This is a genomic window from Burkholderia sp. Ax-1724, from assembly GCF_011752995.1.
Lineage (GTDB): Bacteria > Pseudomonadota > Gammaproteobacteria > Burkholderiales > Burkholderiaceae > Paraburkholderia.
In genome coordinates this window covers 242,107-258,021 of the sequence record NZ_VWWL01000010.1, presented here as the reverse complement: position 1 = coordinate 258,021, position 15,915 = coordinate 242,107, and the positions used below count along the sequence as shown (strand labels likewise).

The window sequence follows — 15,915 nt, the reverse complement described above, 5'->3', positions numbered from 1 at the left end:
AACTCAAATGAAAAAACTGCTGAGCATTCTGTTTCTCTCGCTGGGACTCGTCGCCGCCACGGCGCACGCGTCGCCGGCCGCGCCGGTCGCCGGCAAGGACTACACAGTGCTGGCCTCGCCGCAGCCGACCGACGTGCCGGCCGGCAAGATCGAAGTCACCGAGTTCTTCTGGTACGGCTGCCCGCACTGCAATGAATTCAACCCGTTCCTCGAAGCATGGGTCAAGAAGCAGGGTCCGGACGTCGTGTTCCGCCGCGTGCCGGTCGCCTTCCGCGACGACTTCATCCCGCATTCGAAGATGTTCCACGCGCTCGACGCGCTCGGTCTCGCCAACGAACTGACGCCGAAGGTCTTCAACGAAATCCACGTCAACAAGGACTATCTGCTGACGCCGGAAGACCAGGTCAAATTCCTCTCGAAGCTCGGCGTCGATCCGAAGAAGTACATGGACGCGTACAACTCGTTCTCGACGCAAAGCGCGCTGCAGAAGGACAAGAAGCTGCTCGACGACTACAAGATCGACGGCGTGCCGACGCTCGCGGTGCAGGGCAAGTATGAAACCGGTCCGGCCGCGACCAACAGCCTGCCGGGCACGACCCAGGTGCTCGACTATCTCGTCTCGCAAGTCCGCGCGAAGAAGATGTAATCACGGGCGCCGGAATGACTTCACCGCTGAAGGTTTTCATTACCGGCGCTTCGAGCGGCATCGGCCTCGCGCTCGCCGGCGAATATGCCCGGCGCGGCGCCATTCTCGGCCTCGTCGCCCGCCGCGGCGACGCGCTCGCCGCCTTCCGGCAGTCCCATCCCCACAACACCGTCTCGATCTATCCCGTCGACGTGCGCGACTCGGAAGCGCTCGCCGAAGCGGCCGCGCAGTTCATCGCGCAACACGGCCAGCCCGATGTCGTGATCGCCAACGCCGGCATCAGCCGCGGCGCGCTGACCGGTCACGGCGATCTGCGCACGTTCCGCGAAGTGATGGACATCAACTACTTCGGCATGGTCGCCACGTTCGAGCCGTTCGCCGCCGCGATGGCGGCCGAGCGGCGCGGCACGCTGGTCGGCATTGCCAGCGTCGCGGGCGTGCGCGGCTTGCCGGGTTCGGGCGCGTATAGCGCGTCGAAGTCGGCGGCGCTGAAGTATCTCGAAGCGTTGCGCGTCGAAATGCGACCGCAGGGCGTCGGCGTCGTCACGATCGCGCCCGGCTACATCCGCACGCCGATGACCGAGCACAACCCGTACTCGATGCCGTTTCTGATGAACGCGGACCGTTTCGCGGCAAAGGTCGCGCGGGCGGTCGAGCGGCAAACCTCGTTCGCGGTGTTTCCGTGGCAGATGCGCGTGGTAGCGATGCTGCTGCACGTGCTGCCGCGCTGGCTCTACGACCGCGTGTTCGAACGCGCGCCGCGCAAGCCGCGCGCCGCCGCCGAGTAGCGCATGCCAACCCGTGCGGTCGATGCAGCCGGCGTCGCGCACACTCCAGCGGGCGCCGCTGCGCGCATCGTCTCGCTCGTGCCGAGCCTCACCGAAACGCTGTTCGCGCTCGGCCTCGAGCAACAGATCGTCGGGCGCACCGGCTTTTGCGTGCATCCGCGCGACAAGGTGCGCGCGGTGCCGAAAGTCGGCGGCACCAAGACCGTCAGGCTCGACGCGATCCGCGCGCTGCGCCCGACCCACCTGATCGTCAATATCGACGAAAACGAGCGCGGCACCGTCGAGCAATTGCGCGCGTTCGTGCCGCACATCGTCGTCACCCATCCGCAAACACCGCGCGACAACCTCGCGCTCTACGCCCTGCTCGGCGCGATCTTCGGGCGCGAAGAAGAAGCGCGGCACCTTGCCGGCGCGCTCGAAGCGCGTCTACGGGAAGCCGCCGCGGGCAGCTTCGCCGCGCAAAACGTGCTGTACCTGATCTGGCGCGAACCGTGGATGAGCGTCGCGCGCGACACCTACATCGCCGCGACGCTGCGGCTCGTGAACTGGCACACGCTGCCCGACGTGCAAGGCGGCAGCGCGGGCGCGGCGCGTTATCCCGCGCTCGATTTCGACGACGCGCCGTGGCTCGGCGAGGTCGACCGCGTGCTGCTATCGAGCGAGCCGTATCGCTTCACGTCCGCGCATCGCGATGCGCTCGCGCGCGATCCGCGCCTCGCCGGCAAGCGCATCGAGTTGATCGACGGCGAGATGACGTCGTGGTACGGCGTGAGGGCGATCGACGGCATCGGCTATCTGCTGCGCCATGCGGCGGCGGCTTGAGCGTTGGCGGATTGCCTGCCTGAGCCTGGCCCCACGCGTCGCGGTACGTGCGGCACGTTCAGGCACACCGCACCAGCCCCCGGCCCCATATGAATATGTGGATTAAGTTGTTGTCGCCATCCGGCCCCTTCGATAAGCTTTCGCGAAGGCGCGCCGCCAGCAAGGCAAGGCTTCGGAGCCCCAGAGCCCGGAATCGCCCGGTCCGAGGCACTTGAGGGCAGCGCCGGGAACGTATCACAATCGTGGCGACGCCCGCGCCCATCCCGCGTCACCGCATAAACACAACCAGACGCACTGCCTGACTGCGCTCGTCATCGGAGATCCTATGCGCTTTAAACTGCTCGCAGCCGCCCTACTGCTCACGGCGCCCGCGCTCGTGCTCGCCAAACCGCTGACCGTCTGCACCGAATCGAGCCCCGACGGCTTCGACGTCGTGCAGTTCAACTCGCTCGTCACGACCAATGCCTCGGCCGACGTGATCTTCAACTCGCTGGTCTCGTTCGACGAAGCCGCGAAGAAGGTCGTCCCCGCGCTCGCAGATAAATGGGAAGTGAGTCCCGACGGCCTTACCTACACGTTCCATCTGCGCCCGAACGTGCAGTTCCAGACCACCGACTACTTCAAGCCCACGCGCGCGCTGAACGCCGACGACGTGGTCTTCACGTTCGACCGCATGCTCGACGACAACAACCCGTGGCACAAGGTCGCAGGCGCGAGCGGCTTTCCGCATGCGCAGTCGATGGGCCTGCCGAAGCTCATCAAGTCGGTCAGCAAGGTGGACGACAACACCGTCAAGTTCGAACTCAACGCGCCCGATGCGACCTTCATCTCGATCCTGACGATGGGCTTCGCGTCGATCTATTCGGCCGAATACGCGGACCAGCTGCACAAGGCCGGCAAGGAAGTCGACCTGAACGCGAAGCCGATCGGCACCGGCCCGTTCGTGCTGAAGAGCTACACGAAAGACGCGGTGATCCGCTACGACGTGAACCCGACCTACTGGGGGCCGAAGCCGAAGATCGACCGCCTGATCTACGCGATCACGCCCGATGCGACCGTGCGCGCGCAGAAGGTGAAGGCGGGCGAATGCCAGATCGCGCTGTCGCCGAAGCCGCAGGATCTCGCCGAGGCGAAGCAGGACAAATCGCTCGCGATCGTCGAAACGCCCGCGTTCATGACGGCCTTCGTCGCGCTGAACACGCAGAAGAAGCCGCTCGACAACCAGAAGGTGCGCGCCGCGCTGAACATGGCGTTCGACCGCACGACGTATCTGAAAACGGTGTTCGACAACACCGCGACACCGGCCGTGAATCCGTATCCGCCGAACACGTGGAGCTACAACCACTCGATCAAGGGCTGGCCGTACGATCCGGCGAGAGCGAAGAAGCTGCTCGCCGACGCGGGCTATCCGAACGGCTTCGAAACGACGATCTGGGTGCGGCCGAACGGCAGTGTGCTGAACCCGAATCCGAAGGCCGGCGCCGAACTGTTGCAGGCCGACTTCGCGAAGATCGGCGTGAAAGCGGACGTGAAAGTGATCGAATGGGGCGAGCTCATCAAGCAAGCCAAGCAAGGGCAGCACGATTCGCTGTTCATGGGCTGGGCGGGCGACAACGGCGACCCGGACAACTATCTGTCGCCGCTCTTTAGCTGCAACGCGGTGAAGTCGGGCATCAACTTCGCGCGCTTCTGCGATCAGGATCTCGACAAGCTGATCGCCGACGGCAAGGCCACGTCCGATATCGCGAAGCGCACGAAAGCGTATGAAGCCGCGCAGCAGATCATCCACGACGAAGCGCTGTGGATTCCGCTTGGCTATCCGACTGCCGCAGCGATCACGCGGACGAACGTGAGCGGTTATCGCGTGAGTCCATTCGGGCGGCAGAATTTCGGGGCCGTGGCGGTGCAGTGATTTCGTCGCGCGGCTGAAAGCGGCAACGGGGAAGCCGGCCTTCATGGGCCGGCTTTTTTATTGCCGCGTTTCGGCTTGATGCGGGACGCTCCGACCCCGCCGGCATGTGCCGCGCCGGATCTGTCCCTGCCGCCGTTTCGGCGGTATCGGCGGGCGTTATAATCGATCAGGCGGCTGTCGTCGATACCGTCGGCGAAGAGGCGCACAGGAGACGCAGGCAACCCATCCTCATCTTGTCGGGACGTACAGTGTCGCCGCGTACCGGGCATCCAGCCAGGCATGCCAAACCAATCGGACTGTGTACACGTGAGCAAAGCGCGCGCAAATTCAGCGTTGAGGGCCGAAAAAACACCTCCCCTGGTATTGGAGCCCGAGCCGATCCATGGCGAAACGGCCAAGCAAAAGCTCCCGACGGAAGGTGATCTGCACGATGTCTACCGGCGTGTCAGACGCGACATCCTGAGCGGCGAACTCGCTCCCGGCGACATTCTGAATCAGGTCCATATTGCCAGGCGGTATGGCGTAAGCCGCACGCCGGTTCGCGAAGCATTGCGGATGCTTCAGGCCGAGAATCTCGTCGATGCGCAGTTCCAGCATCGGACTCGGGTTACCAAGGTCACGTCGCAGGAAGTCGATTCGGTCTACGCGACCTGGATTCTCATGCAGTCGCTGGGTATAGCGCTCACCGTGCCGCTGATGTCCGCCGACGAGATTTCGGCATTGACAGCGCATCTCGATCAGATGAACGATCGCTCGCCTCTGCACGATGGCACGCAGGACGAGTGGGAGCATCTGCATATCGACTTTCACCGGATGCTCGTCATGCATGCGGGACCGATCATCAAGGATTCGATCGACAATTGCTGGTCGCGTTCGGAGCGAGCGCGGCGTTTGCATATGCGCTCGGCGCCGCAGTCCTGGCTGGCGTCGGAAGAGGAGCACCGCGACGTGGTGATCGCCTTCGAAGAGGGTTCCGCCGACCAGGCCGTTCATGCGGCAAGCCGCCAGCTCGCGCGGAATGCTTTGGGGGTCATCGCCAGTATCGATCCCAGCTATGAACCACGCGCGATTCGCCAGGCCTTGAAGTTGACGCTTCAGGCCGGTACGGCAGCCGCGGATTCGACAAGCGCGTCGTTCGTCGTGGGTGCCGGTTTGCCCGCGCGCTCTACGGCCCGGAAGCGGACACGGACCTGAGCCGAGGCGCAAGCATACCGCCGGCGCCGACGGCGGATGCATTGCGCTGTGGAACGCGACAAGGGGCGTAGCCTGGCTTTGGCTTGTAGCGGACACGCCTCTCGGTGGCCGAGCCGTATTGATCTTCCGCGCGGCATCGGCGGATTTCTCCCGTTCGACCGTCATCGATACGGTCTCCATCCAGGGCTGCAACACCAGGGGCCCCAACCCTGGTCGTCACGCATTCGCCGCCCGTCTCTCGCCGCCATGCCGATCACCCTCACGCAATTTCACGTTTCGCTGACTCCCACTGGATACGTCGTCCGCTTCGGTGCGCACCATACGATTTGGTGAGTAGCCAATTCACCAGGCTCGCCAGCTACGCATAAAGCACCCTGAAGCATCGCCTGCTAAATTACGACCGGCTTACGCTCTGACGAGGCTCAACGAGCCGCTCGAATCAGTACACGCGAACGCCATGCCGGTCACTTTTCGCATCGACACTGCACCCACATTAAAAACCGACCTGCCTCGAATTCTGCATACATTTATCGTGTATCACTCGAACAATCGAGCCGCGACGGTCTATAGAAGTCATCCCCGGGAAAATACCTAATCGGGCCATTCATGGTGGTCTGACGGTGAAAATCCTCATGTCAAAAAATTAATTTCCCCTTTAAAAACAATATCAAATAGATGCATATCGCTTTTCTGGAGAAATCAGTTTTCTAGCCTGTCGATCTCCTATGCCCTCCAAAAAATGTATCCACTTCAAAGTTTCTGTTGACATGTTGTTTTTGAAAAAGTGTACTTGCAACATGAAAAGTGCATCCATTTTTCACCCGCCGCACACGATGTCCACTGCCACTCGTCGAAGTTGGCAGGACACGCCGCAGAAGCTATTTGAAAGCGTTCAATTCCCCAATGTCTCGGAGTACACATGGAAACAGGCAACCTCACTGCGCGATTCGATGCTGAAGCTCAACCAAGGACAGATTCACCGCCGAAATACCGCTGGGCGATACTGTTTGCCGCCTGGATGGCGTTCATGCTCAGTTATGTAGACCGCGTCGCGTGGAGCAGCGTTGCGGCCTCGGTGGGCCAGAGCCTCGGGCTCTCGGTCGGGATGCTGGGAGCATTCGTGACCGCGTTTTATGTGGGGTACGTCGTTGCGAACGTAGCAGGAGGTTTGCTGACGGATACCATCGGGGCAAGACGCACCCTCACTTTTGCACTTCTGCCGCTTGGACTATCGACCTTTGCTTTCGGTTACGCCAATTCGCTCATGACAGGCATTGCACTGCAGATCGTGATGGGCGTGACCGCCGGCGCGGACTATGCCGCGGGAATGAAGATCATCGCCAGTTGGTTCGACCGCGAGCGCGGCCTCGCAATGGGTATCTACGGCACGGCAACGTCTCTTGCCGTTGTAGTGAGCAACGCGACCGTTCCTACGATTACGAAGAACTTCGGATGGTCCAGCGCGTTTCATCTGCTGGGTATCGTGACCTTCGTCTGGGGTCTCGTTTGCTTCGCAATGCTTCGCGATAGTCCGACGAAAACGAAGACGCCGTCGATCACACGAAGCGAAGTGCGCGAACTGCTGATGAATCGAAATCTCATCCTGGTCGCCCTTGCCGGCTTCGCGGGATTCTGGGCGACCGTCGGATTCGGCGCCTGGGGGAACGCATTGATGACCAAGCAGTACGGCCTTTCGCCCATTACGTCGGGAGCGATCCTGGCAGCGTTCGGTATTGGCGCGATGATCTCGAAGCCGCTGCTCGGCTGGTTCAGAGACTTCCTCGGGCACGGTTCCGGCAAGTATCTGCCCATCGTCTGTCTCCTCTGCTTCTCCGCGCTTCTGGTCGTGTTTGGCCGCTGCACGACGGAAACCATGTTCTACCTCGTTGCGCCGATTCTCGGAGCAGCCGCCTTCGGTTATACGCCGCTGCTCTATGTGCTTCTCACCGAGGCATCCGGTACGAAGGCCGCGGGCGCCGCATCTGGCCTCACCAATGCCGTGTGGCAACTCGGCAGCGTAATCGCGCCAATGGCAGTCGGTGCCGTGTACGGAAGTACCCACTCGTTCTCCCTTGCCATCGACACGCTCGCAGCCGGCCCGCTTTGTGGAGCGATCATTCTTTGTTTCTTGCGCCACAAGCCTGCCACCGCCTGACGAAAAGCGGCGGCGCACGCCTTCACGCACTGAGCTGATTTCGCGCTTCTCGCTCCCCGATTGGAAAGAGTAACGCCCGTATAAATTAAACAAGAACACACTTTTCCATTAGTAGAACTACTCATAATATATTTGGAGATTGTCATGAAGAAATGGATTCTGGCCTGCAGCCTGGTACCCTGCTGCGCCAGCCTTCCTGCATGGTCGCAAAGTTCTGTCACGCTCTATGGCCGAGCCGATGTATCGCTCCAGACGGGGAATGCCGCCGGTAGCAGTGCAACCCGACTCGATAGCAGCAATGTGGCTCCATCGGTTTGGGGAATGTTGGGTTCTGAAGACCTCGGGGGCGGCTACAAGGCCCTGTTCAAGCTCGAAAATGGCTTCAATCCCACCACGGGATCCATTGCGGGTTCGGGGAATCTTTTCGGTCGCGAAGCGTGGGTCGGCTTGAACGGACCCTTTGGTCAAATCCAGTTCGGATTGAATTACACGCCTTTCTTTACGACCTTGATCACGTTTGCTCAGGGTCCCCTCTCCACCTTCGGCTGGGGCAATGCATCGAACAACTACTTCTTTGTCGGGACGACGCGAAACAGCAATGCCATACGGTACAACTCGCCGACATTTGCCGGACTGACGTTGCGCGCCAGCTATTCCAACGGTTCGAATGGCGATCCGACGCTTCCCGCGTCGCTGGGTAGAACGGTTTCCGTAGGTCTGGCTTATCGTCTTGGCCAGTTCTCCGCCGACTTGAACTACCTTCAACAAAGTGCAGCCACGACGACTCCCGTGACCGCGGGTACGACGACCATCCAGGGCAATTATGTGATGGCAGCGATGATGTACGACTTTGACTGGATTCAACCCTCCATCATCTTCCAGACTCATCGCGGTGGTCAGAACGTGGCCGGTGCCAGCACGGCGACATTCCAGAACCCGAATAACAACTTCTATGATTTGTCCGTGCTGATCCGCCATATTGGTCCTGGCGTGTTCCTGCTCGACTTCGGTCAATACAAGCGACTCGGCGATAGTTCCGGGGACTCCACCACCTACGCGATTCGCTACGACTACTCCCTGTCGAAAAGAACCGGCGTCTATGTCGGCGCAGGACATGTCCGCAATGGCAGCAGCGCGACATTCTCGATGGCGGGCGCACAAGGAGCGGGACTGCCCACCAAACCCGGCGGTAGCGTGACGTCCTTTGTACTAGGTATGATCACGCGCTTCTGAGGCAGCGTTCGGCAGTCGTGCCGTTGGCGGGTTCGAATCCGAAAATTCGAACCCGCTTTTTTCTGGAGAAAGAAAAATGGCCCAATCCTGGGCCATTGTTCCTGCGTCATATTTTCCAGACCTAAACCGCAACTTACAGCGCGGAACTGACCACGCCTTTACCCGCGAAGAACGCATCGAGATTGTCTTCTGCGCGTTGCATCATCGCGGCGCGAGTCTCGACCGTATTGCTCGCCACATGGGGAGTCAGCACGACATTCTCGAGGCTTGCCAGTTCGGCGGACACGCCCGGCTCCTGCTCGAACACGTCGAGACCCGCGCCTGCAATGCGCGCGTCGCGAAGGTATTCAATGAGTACCTTTTCGTCGACCACCGAGCCACGCGAAACGTTGATCAAATAACCCTTCGGCCCGAGCGCATTCAGCACGTCAGTCGATACGAGCTTATTCGTCGCGGCGCCGCCAGCACTTGCCAGCACGAGAAAGTCCGCCCACTCAGCCAGTTCGACGGGTGTTGAAGCGTATTGAAATTGGCTTCCTTCGACCGGGCGGCGATTGTGATAGCGAACCTCCATGTCGAAGCCGAGCGCCCGGCGCGCGATCACCGAACCAATGCGCCCCATGCCAATGATACCGAGGCGTTTTCCCGAAACACGCGTGGTCATGGGGAAACCGCCCTTATACCAGTCACCACGACGCACAAACGCATCGGCTTTCGTGATGCCGCGAGCGACGTCCAACAGCAGTGCGAATGCAATATCTGCCACGCAATCGTTGAGTACTTCCGGCGTATAACCGACGGCGATATCGCGCTTGCGCAGCAATTCCAGGTCCAGTCCATCCAGACCCACTCCGAGACTCGACACGACCTTGAGATTCGGGAGTGCATCCAGAAGCGGGGCGCGCGCCCCGAATTTCGGATTGGTTGCGAGAGCCTCGATACCTTCGCCTTCAGCCTTGAGGAAACTCTCCTGATCCTGCGCCGCCGCGGGGAGAATGCGAGCGTCGTACTTTTTCTCCAGACGCGCCTGAAGCGCCGGAAGCAATGCACCTTGGGGAATTAGCAATCGATGTGCCATAGCGAAGACCTCTGGTTGGTTAAAGAAAGACGATCTAAATGTACCCACATTTCTCTCTCAGTGTTAGCATACTACCTAATCAGAACGTATGCACCTATCGATTGCGTGATGACGATGTAGTCCGGATTCCGGAGCAGTTGCGATCCGCGGCTACGCCATACCGGAACAGCGCATTTACTTTGGAGGATGATCAGTCATGACGGGCAGACTTAAGGCTTTCCTTACATACACGGACTATGAGCTTGCGAGCTACTACAGCGCGGCCGGACTTGAAAAACTCAGAAGCGTTGTCGAAGTCGTCATGAACGGCACGGGCCGCGTGCTTCAAGGGATAGAACTCGCCGAAGCGGCGCAAGGCTGCCAGATCATCCTCGCTCACCGCTCGTCACATGGTTTGTCGGAGACGTTCAAAGCATCGCCGGACCTGATCGCTTTCTGCCGGGCCGCGGTCGATATCAGCACGGTCGATATTCCCGCCGCAAGCGAGCGCGGCATTCTCGTGACCCGAGCCAGCGCCGGGTTTGGTACGGCGGTATCCGAGTTGGCACTCGCGATGATCTTCGATCTTGCGCGTGGCGTATCCCGTGCGCGGCATGCCTATGCGCTCGGAGAAGAACCCGCGCTTGCCAAAGGTCTGCAAGTCAGTACATCGACCATCGGAATCGTGGGGTTCGGCGTCATCGGTGCTCGCCTCGCCGCGCTCGCAAGCCAACTCGGCATGACCGTAAAAGTATCCGATCCATTCGCGGACCCGACGAAGCTCGGCAATATGGCCGCCAGTTTCGACGAAGTGCTGTCCACTTCCGACTTCGTCGTATGTCTAGCCGCCGCAACGCCACAAACCGAGAATCTGTTTAACGCATCGGCCTTTGATCGTATGAAGCAAGGGGCGAGCTTCCTCAATCTCTCTCGCGGCCAGCTCGTCGACGAAGATGCGCTCGAAGCGGCGTTGGATCGGGGTCATTTGCGTGGCGCAGGTCTCGACGTCGGTCGCGCCGCCGACCAGAAGCCATCGTCGCGTTTTATCGGACGTCCGGACGTGGTCGCGATGCCGCACGTTGGCGGCATGACCGCCGAAGCGCGCGAACACCAAACGATGGATACGGTTCGACAGATCTCCGCGCTGGCCGCAAGAGAGATTCCGCCCGGCTCGGTCAATCTGGAAAGTGCCTACCGTCTCGAACGGATCGGCATCAACCCGGGCGCCGCCATTCAGAAGAAGGAATCGTGATGACCCATCTTCCGACATGGACCGCGGGAGATGAGCCGGCCACGCTGTCAGTGCCGCCCTTGAGCGTCGATTGTCATCATCATATCTACGACAATCGCTTCCCTTACGACCCGGAAACGAGCTTGCGCCCCGCGGATGCAACAGTCGCTCAATATCGAATCCTGCAGAAGCGACTCGGAATTTTCCGCAGCGTCATCGTGCAGCCGTCCAGCTATGGCACGGACAACCGCTGTCTGGTCGACGCACTGAAACAGTTCGGCGACAACGCTCGCGGTGTGGCGGTTATCGATTCCCGAACGCCCGACGCGGACATTCGTGCAATGCACGACGCCGGCGTTCGCGGCATTCGATTCAATCTTTCGCGGCCCGCTGGCGCCAACATCGATCAGCTCGAAGCGCTTGCTCGCCGTATCGAACCCCTAGGTTGGCACGTTCAGGTACACACGCTCGGCGCCGCGTACGTTCAGCTCGAAAAATATCTCGCGGCTCTCCCGGTGCCTGTCGTGATCGACCATCTCGGCCGCGTCCCTCAACCGGCCGGCCTATCCCACGAAGTATTCGCGGTATTGCGCCGGCTCGTCGACAAAGGCAAGACGTGGATGAAGCTCTCCGGCGCCTATCACGATAGCCTCGATGGTGCGCCCTCTTATGCGGATACCGGCCGCATGGTGACCGAATGGCTGACGTCCGCTCCCGAGCGCGTCGTTTGGGGAACGGATTGGCCCCATCCCGCTGCCATGGTCGGCGAAAAACCAATGCCGAACGATGCCCGCCTGCTCGATCTTCTCGGCGAATGGGCGCCGAACAGTGCATTGATCCGAAAAGTTCTGGTCGACAACCCGATCGCGCTGTATGGCTTTTCAAGCGGTTCACAGGAGCGGTAAGCATGTCCTATATCGTCGTGTCGAAACACGAAACCTGGGCTCATCTGCGTATCGACCGCGCGGAGAAGCGCAATGCGATGAACCAGTCCGCGCGTCTTGACCTGTTAGCCGCGCTGGAAACGCTTGCGGGACACGTCAACGCGGTCGTCATCACCGGCTCGGATCAGTGGTTCTGCTGCGGCGCGGACATCAAGGAGCGCGCACAATTTCTCGCCGAAGGCCGGCAGGACACCGCCGGTCAGGAAGGCATCGATCTGGCCATGGCGATCCGCGAATTTCCCGGCGTGGTGATCGCGGCAGTCAACGGGCTTGCGCTCGGTTACGGCGTCAATCTCGTGAACGCTTGCGATCTGGCCGTCGGCAGCGAACATGCCCGATTCGGGCTGCCCGAACTGAAATCCGCGGCGTTTGCGAGCATGTCGGCAGCCACCAGTCATTTGTCCGGACTCAACCGGAAGCGTCTCGGATGGATGCTTTTCAACACGGAACCGGTCGACGCCGAGCTTGCCCTTTCATGGGGGCTGCTCAATGAAGTGGTTCCCGCCGGGAACCTCGATTCGCGCGTGCGAGAGTTGGCCGGCAAGATCGGCCAATTCGATCGCCAGGTCCTGAACGAGACCAAGTATGCGCTTGCAAAACTCCCTGAATTTACGACGGATTGGCGTGCCGCGCTGAATTACGGACAGGACGTCGCGGCACGCATCAAGAGCCGCATCGCTACTCCGTAAAACGTCAGTCAATTGACTTCGAAAGCGCCCGGTCGAGAAGTCGCCGCTGAATTCGCGCAGCATTGGACTCCTGATAATCTGCAGAGAATATTCATCATGTCATTTCCTCTTAAAGGCTTTCGCGTACTCGATCTGACCAACGTGCTGTCAGGTCCCTTCTGCTGCCATCAGTTGGCGCACTTCGGCGCGGAAGTCATCAAGGTAGAAAATCCGAAAGGCGGCGATCTTGCCCGTCAACTCGGCGCCGATCCCGAACTCGTCAAGCGAGGCATGGGCATCTCCTATCTCGCCCAGAATGCCGGCAAGCGCTCGGTCACGATCGACTTCAAGCACCCTGAGGGAAAGGAGATCTTCCGCACGCTCGTCAAAAGCGCCCATGTCGTGGTCGAGAACTTTCGTCCGGGCGTAATGGACCGGTTGGGCATCGGCTATAAGGATCTTCTCGAAGTCAATCCGCGTCTGGTTTACTGCGCGATCACCGGGTTTGGGCAGGACGGTCCTCTCGCGGCGCGTCCGGCTTACGACCAGATCATCCAGGGTATGTCGGGCGTGATGAGCATCACCGGGGCGCCCGACACGGCACCTTACCGGGTCGGCTATCCCGTTGCCGACACGGTCGGCGGTCTGACCGCGGCATTTGCGGTGGCGGCCGCGCTGGCACAACCCGATCGAACGGGCGGTACGTACCTGGATGTCTCCATGCTGGCGTCGACCATGGTCTCGATGGGTTGGGCCATGTCGAACATGCTCATTGCAAAAAAAGAACCCGCGCCGATGGGCAACGAGAACATTACGGCCAGCCCGTCGGGTGCCTTCAAGACCGGTAGCGGCCTGCTGAATATCTCCGCCAACAAGCAGGAACAGTTCGAAGCGCTTTGCAGGACCGTAGGACGTCCGGACCTCTATACGGACGAGCGTTTCCATGAACGTCATGCCCGCCTGAAGAACCGCTACGAACTTCGTGATGAACTGGAACAGGCCCTCGCCGCCCGCGGAGCGGATGAGTGGTGCGATCTGCTCAACGACGTCGACGTTCCGTCCGGGCCCGTCTACCTGGTGTCGCAGGCGCTTGCCCAACCGCAGATTGCGGAACGCGGCATGGTCGGCGAATTCAGGAACGTGCCCGGCGTCGATCGTGACCTGCATCTGGTGCGGACCGGCGTGAAGATCGACGGGAACGATCCCTCGGTCGATTTTCCGCCGCGAACCCTGGGCGCCGACACCGTTGACATCCTGCACGAACTCGGTTTGGATGATGATCGCATCGAACGGCTCAGAACAGCGAAAGCCATCTGAAGCGTGAATGACGACTGCAAAAAACTGGAGATATCGAAATGACTCAAAGCGCGAATCTTGACTGGCCCGCCGGCTACCGTATCAATCCCCGTGTGCCGTCGGTCGGCAAGGACATCATCGAAGCATTCAAGGCACTTCCCACCGCGGCCATTGGCGACGCCATGAGCAGAAACGTGGGGACGTACGGGCTGCGGCAATACCATAGCGGCCTCGACGTGAGCATGTGCGGTCCGGCGGTCACCGTCCGTGTGAGGCCCGGCGACAATCTCATGATCCACAAGGCGTTGATGCTCGTGGAACGTGGCGACGTGCTGGTCATCGACGGCGGCGCCGACATCACTCAGGCGCTCGTCGGCGGCCTGATGCGCACCACCTGCATCGCGAAGGGTCTCGCGGGTCTCGTCATCGACGGCGCCGTTCGCGATCTCGTCGAGTGGGCCGAAGAAGGCATGCCTTGCTATGCGCGCGGCCACACGAGTCGCGGACCGAGCAAAGACGGTCCCGGAGAAATCAATATTCCCGTGGTCTGCGGCGGCCTGGCCGTTCTTCCCGGCGATATCGTCGTGGGCGATGCGGATGGCGTGGTTGCAGTACCGGCCAACGACGCCGAGCGCATTCTGCGCAAGACGCTCGAGCATCTGAAACGCGAGGACGCCATACGGGAATCGAATCGCACGGGAACGTCCGACCCGGAACGCTTCGACGCGGTTCTGAGAGCAAAAGGCCTGCCCATTTGAGTCGATTCGAGGCATCCCTTTCCGACTGACTCCTCCTACTCCGGAACATGAAGATCTCTTCGATTCAATGCTATACCGTTGATCCCGGCTTCCGCAGCCGGACCTGGATTTTCGTCAAGGTATTGACCGATGCCGGCATCCACGGCTGGGGCGAGGCGTATACGTTACGCGGACGCGATCGGGCAATCGTCGCCCAGATCGATGAACTCGGCACGGCATGCCTCGGCCGCAGTCCATTCAACATCAAGCATTTCACTCAAATCGTCCAGGACGATTTCGCTCAGCGGCGTAGCTCGTTCGAACTCTATTGCGCGCAGAGCGCCATCGAGCAGGCGATGTGGGATATCGTCGGCAAAGCCTGCGGGCAGCCGGTTTATAACCTGCTCGGCGGCAAATGCCGCGAGAAGATTCGCGTCTATGCGAACGGCTGGAGCGATCACTGCAAGACGCCCGAAGAGTATGGCGAGGCGGCCGCGGCAGTCGTCGAGAAGGGCTTCACCGCCATCAAGCTGTCGCCGCTACCGGGCACCTGGAGAACGTACGTACCGCGGGAGCATGAACATCACGTCGTTTCCGTGATTCGCGCGGTTCGAGACGCGGTCGGCCCCAAGGTCGATATCCTGCTCGACATGCTCAGACGCCTCAACGCGGGATCGGCAAGCCGTCTCGGGCGTCAGTTGGAACCGTTCGATCTGTACTGGTACGAAGAACCGTGTTGGGCCGAGAACGTCGACGCACTCGCGGAAGTTCGCAGCAAGGTCGGCATTCCGGTCGTGACGGGCGAAACGCTCTACGGCAAAGCCGCATTCCAGCCGGTGCTCGAGCGTCGGGCCGCCGATATTCTGAATCCGGACATCTGCAACGTCGGCGGCATTCTCGAGCTGAAGGAAATCGCAGCGATGGCGGAACCCCACTATGTCGCCATCTCGCCTCACAACTTCAATTCGACCACGATCGCGCTCAATGCGACCGTGCATGCCGCAGCAGTCATGCCGAACTTTACGTTGACCGAGTACTATCTGCCGTTCGCCGATTTTGCAACGAAGATTTGCCCGGCTCAGTTGATTCCCGAAAACGGCTTCATCGCACTGCCGGATGCCCCGGGGCTGGGACTCGATCTGGATGAATCGCTTCTGCGGCAGTATGCGGGTTTTGCCGGCATTGCGCCGGCTCTGGCCAGTCCGGAAATCGAGCGCTAAATCAAACGATAA

The 15,915-nt window shown here is 60.6% G+C and carries 15 protein-coding genes; 13 read left to right on the top strand and 2 right to left on the bottom strand.

Going from position 1 to position 15,915, the window contains the following annotated elements; all coding sequences use genetic code 11:
- Positions 1 to 7: 7 nt before the first annotated feature.
- The 4 genes from F3J19_RS14450 to F3J19_RS14435 all read left to right on the top strand — a co-directional run bounded on the left by F3J19_RS14450 (position 8) and on the right by F3J19_RS14435 (position 4,168).
- Positions 8 to 646, top strand: a complete 639-nt coding sequence (locus tag F3J19_RS14450) for a thiol:disulfide interchange protein DsbA/DsbL (protein ID WP_167042404.1) — start codon at positions 8 to 10, stop codon at positions 644 to 646.
- A gap of 14 nt (positions 647 to 660) precedes the next feature.
- Positions 661 to 1,434: an SDR family oxidoreductase gene (locus F3J19_RS14445; RefSeq protein ID WP_167042402.1), complete on the top strand. Its 774-nt coding sequence runs from the start codon at positions 661 to 663 to the stop codon at positions 1,432 to 1,434.
- A 3-nt stretch (positions 1,435 to 1,437) separates the two neighbouring features.
- Positions 1,438 to 2,256: a helical backbone metal receptor gene (locus tag F3J19_RS14440; RefSeq protein ID WP_167042400.1), complete on the top strand. Its 819-nt coding sequence runs from the start codon at positions 1,438 to 1,440 to the stop codon at positions 2,254 to 2,256.
- 325 nt (positions 2,257 to 2,581) lie between these two features.
- Positions 2,582 to 4,168, top strand: coding sequence for an ABC transporter substrate-binding protein (locus F3J19_RS14435; protein ID WP_167042398.1), 1,587 nt, complete (start codon positions 2,582 to 2,584; stop codon positions 4,166 to 4,168).
- A 327-nt stretch (positions 4,169 to 4,495) separates the two neighbouring features.
- Here the strand turns inward: F3J19_RS14435 and F3J19_RS32635 are convergent, their stop codons facing one another.
- The gene (locus F3J19_RS32635; protein ID WP_240158941.1) at positions 4,496 to 4,765 is read right to left on the bottom strand and encodes a hypothetical protein; all 270 of its coding nucleotides are present in this window, start codon (positions 4,763 to 4,765) and stop codon (positions 4,496 to 4,498) included.
- On the opposite strand from F3J19_RS32635, the gene F3J19_RS32630 reads away from it, so the two are divergent.
- The 3 genes from F3J19_RS32630 (at position 4,724) to F3J19_RS14420 (ending at position 8,750) form a co-directional block, all read left to right on the top strand.
- Positions 4,724 to 5,362 carry an FCD domain-containing protein gene (locus tag F3J19_RS32630; RefSeq protein ID WP_345891032.1) on the top strand — a complete coding sequence of 213 codons (639 nt, stop codon included), beginning with the start codon at positions 4,724 to 4,726 and terminating at the stop codon, positions 5,360 to 5,362. The genes F3J19_RS32635 and F3J19_RS32630 overlap by 42 nt on opposite strands.
- Before the next feature lie 919 nt (positions 5,363 to 6,281).
- Positions 6,282 to 7,517, top strand: a complete 1,236-nt coding sequence (locus F3J19_RS14425; protein WP_167042394.1) for an MFS transporter — start codon at positions 6,282 to 6,284, stop codon at positions 7,515 to 7,517.
- A 144-nt stretch (positions 7,518 to 7,661) separates the two neighbouring features.
- Positions 7,662 to 8,750, top strand: a complete 1,089-nt coding sequence (locus F3J19_RS14420; RefSeq protein ID WP_167042392.1) for a porin — start codon at positions 7,662 to 7,664, stop codon at positions 8,748 to 8,750.
- 133 nt (positions 8,751 to 8,883) lie between these two features.
- Here F3J19_RS14420 and F3J19_RS14415 read toward each other — a convergent pair whose 3' ends face one another.
- Positions 8,884 to 9,828 (bottom strand): 2-hydroxyacid dehydrogenase, encoded by a 945-nt coding sequence (locus F3J19_RS14415; RefSeq protein WP_167042390.1) that lies wholly within the window; start codon positions 9,826 to 9,828, stop codon positions 8,884 to 8,886.
- A 196-nt stretch (positions 9,829 to 10,024) separates the two neighbouring features.
- Between F3J19_RS14415 and F3J19_RS14410 the strand changes: the two genes are divergently transcribed.
- From F3J19_RS14410 to F3J19_RS14385, 6 genes are all read left to right on the top strand, one after another.
- Positions 10,025 to 11,059 (top strand): NAD(P)-dependent oxidoreductase, encoded by a 1,035-nt coding sequence (locus F3J19_RS14410; RefSeq protein ID WP_167042388.1) that lies wholly within the window; start codon positions 10,025 to 10,027, stop codon positions 11,057 to 11,059.
- Positions 11,059 to 11,943, top strand: a complete 885-nt coding sequence (locus F3J19_RS14405; RefSeq protein ID WP_167042386.1) for an amidohydrolase family protein — start codon at positions 11,059 to 11,061, stop codon at positions 11,941 to 11,943. The genes F3J19_RS14410 and F3J19_RS14405 overlap by 1 nt, the downstream gene beginning before the upstream one ends.
- Complete coding sequence (locus F3J19_RS14400; RefSeq protein ID WP_167042384.1) at positions 11,853 to 12,671, top strand: enoyl-CoA hydratase/isomerase family protein; 819 nt, start codon at positions 11,853 to 11,855, stop codon at positions 12,669 to 12,671. The genes F3J19_RS14405 and F3J19_RS14400 overlap by 91 nt, the downstream gene beginning before the upstream one ends.
- A gap of 96 nt (positions 12,672 to 12,767) precedes the next feature.
- The gene (locus F3J19_RS14395) at positions 12,768 to 13,967 is read left to right on the top strand and encodes a CaiB/BaiF CoA-transferase family protein (protein ID WP_167042382.1); all 1,200 of its coding nucleotides are present in this window, start codon (positions 12,768 to 12,770) and stop codon (positions 13,965 to 13,967) included.
- 38 nt (positions 13,968 to 14,005) lie between these two features.
- The gene (locus F3J19_RS14390; RefSeq protein WP_167042380.1) at positions 14,006 to 14,704 is read left to right on the top strand and encodes an RraA family protein; all 699 of its coding nucleotides are present in this window, start codon (positions 14,006 to 14,008) and stop codon (positions 14,702 to 14,704) included.
- A 47-nt stretch (positions 14,705 to 14,751) separates the two neighbouring features.
- A complete protein-coding gene (locus F3J19_RS14385; protein WP_167042378.1) occupies positions 14,752 to 15,903 on the top strand; it encodes a mandelate racemase/muconate lactonizing enzyme family protein in 1,152 nt (383 codons plus the stop codon).
- The last annotated feature ends 12 nt before the right edge of the window (positions 15,904 to 15,915 follow it).

What these genes read in the sequence shown, in the direction of transcription:
- F3J19_RS14405 (WP_167042386.1), top strand. Translation starts at nt 11,059, where the DNA reads ATGACCCATCTTCCGACATGGACCGCGGGAGATGAGCCGGCCACGCTG.
- F3J19_RS14390 (WP_167042380.1), top strand. Translation starts at nt 14,006, where the DNA reads ATGACTCAAAGCGCGAATCTTGACTGGCCCGCCGGCTACCGTATCAAT.
- F3J19_RS32630 (WP_345891032.1), top strand. Translation starts at nt 4,724, where the DNA reads ATGCTTCAGGCCGAGAATCTCGTCGATGCGCAGTTCCAGCATCGGACT.
- F3J19_RS14410 (WP_167042388.1), top strand. Translation starts at nt 10,025, where the DNA reads ATGACGGGCAGACTTAAGGCTTTCCTTACATACACGGACTATGAGCTT.
- F3J19_RS14415 (WP_167042390.1), bottom strand. Translation starts at nt 9,828, where the DNA reads ATGGCACATCGATTGCTAATTCCCCAAGGTGCATTGCTTCCGGCGCTT.
- F3J19_RS14385 (WP_167042378.1), top strand. Translation starts at nt 14,752, where the DNA reads ATGAAGATCTCTTCGATTCAATGCTATACCGTTGATCCCGGCTTCCGC.
- F3J19_RS14440 (WP_167042400.1), top strand. Translation starts at nt 1,438, where the DNA reads ATGCCAACCCGTGCGGTCGATGCAGCCGGCGTCGCGCACACTCCAGCG.
- F3J19_RS32635 (WP_240158941.1), bottom strand. Translation starts at nt 4,765, where the DNA reads ATGCTGGAACTGCGCATCGACGAGATTCTCGGCCTGAAGCATCCGCAA.
- F3J19_RS14420 (WP_167042392.1), top strand. Translation starts at nt 7,662, where the DNA reads ATGAAGAAATGGATTCTGGCCTGCAGCCTGGTACCCTGCTGCGCCAGC.
- F3J19_RS14395 (WP_167042382.1), top strand. Translation starts at nt 12,768, where the DNA reads ATGTCATTTCCTCTTAAAGGCTTTCGCGTACTCGATCTGACCAACGTG.
- F3J19_RS14400 (WP_167042384.1), top strand. Translation starts at nt 11,853, where the DNA reads ATGGGCGCCGAACAGTGCATTGATCCGAAAAGTTCTGGTCGACAACCC.
- F3J19_RS14435 (WP_167042398.1), top strand. Translation starts at nt 2,582, where the DNA reads ATGCGCTTTAAACTGCTCGCAGCCGCCCTACTGCTCACGGCGCCCGCG.
- F3J19_RS14445 (WP_167042402.1), top strand. Translation starts at nt 661, where the DNA reads ATGACTTCACCGCTGAAGGTTTTCATTACCGGCGCTTCGAGCGGCATC.
- F3J19_RS14425 (WP_167042394.1), top strand. Translation starts at nt 6,282, where the DNA reads ATGGAAACAGGCAACCTCACTGCGCGATTCGATGCTGAAGCTCAACCA.
- F3J19_RS14450 (WP_167042404.1), top strand. Translation starts at nt 8, where the DNA reads ATGAAAAAACTGCTGAGCATTCTGTTTCTCTCGCTGGGACTCGTCGCC.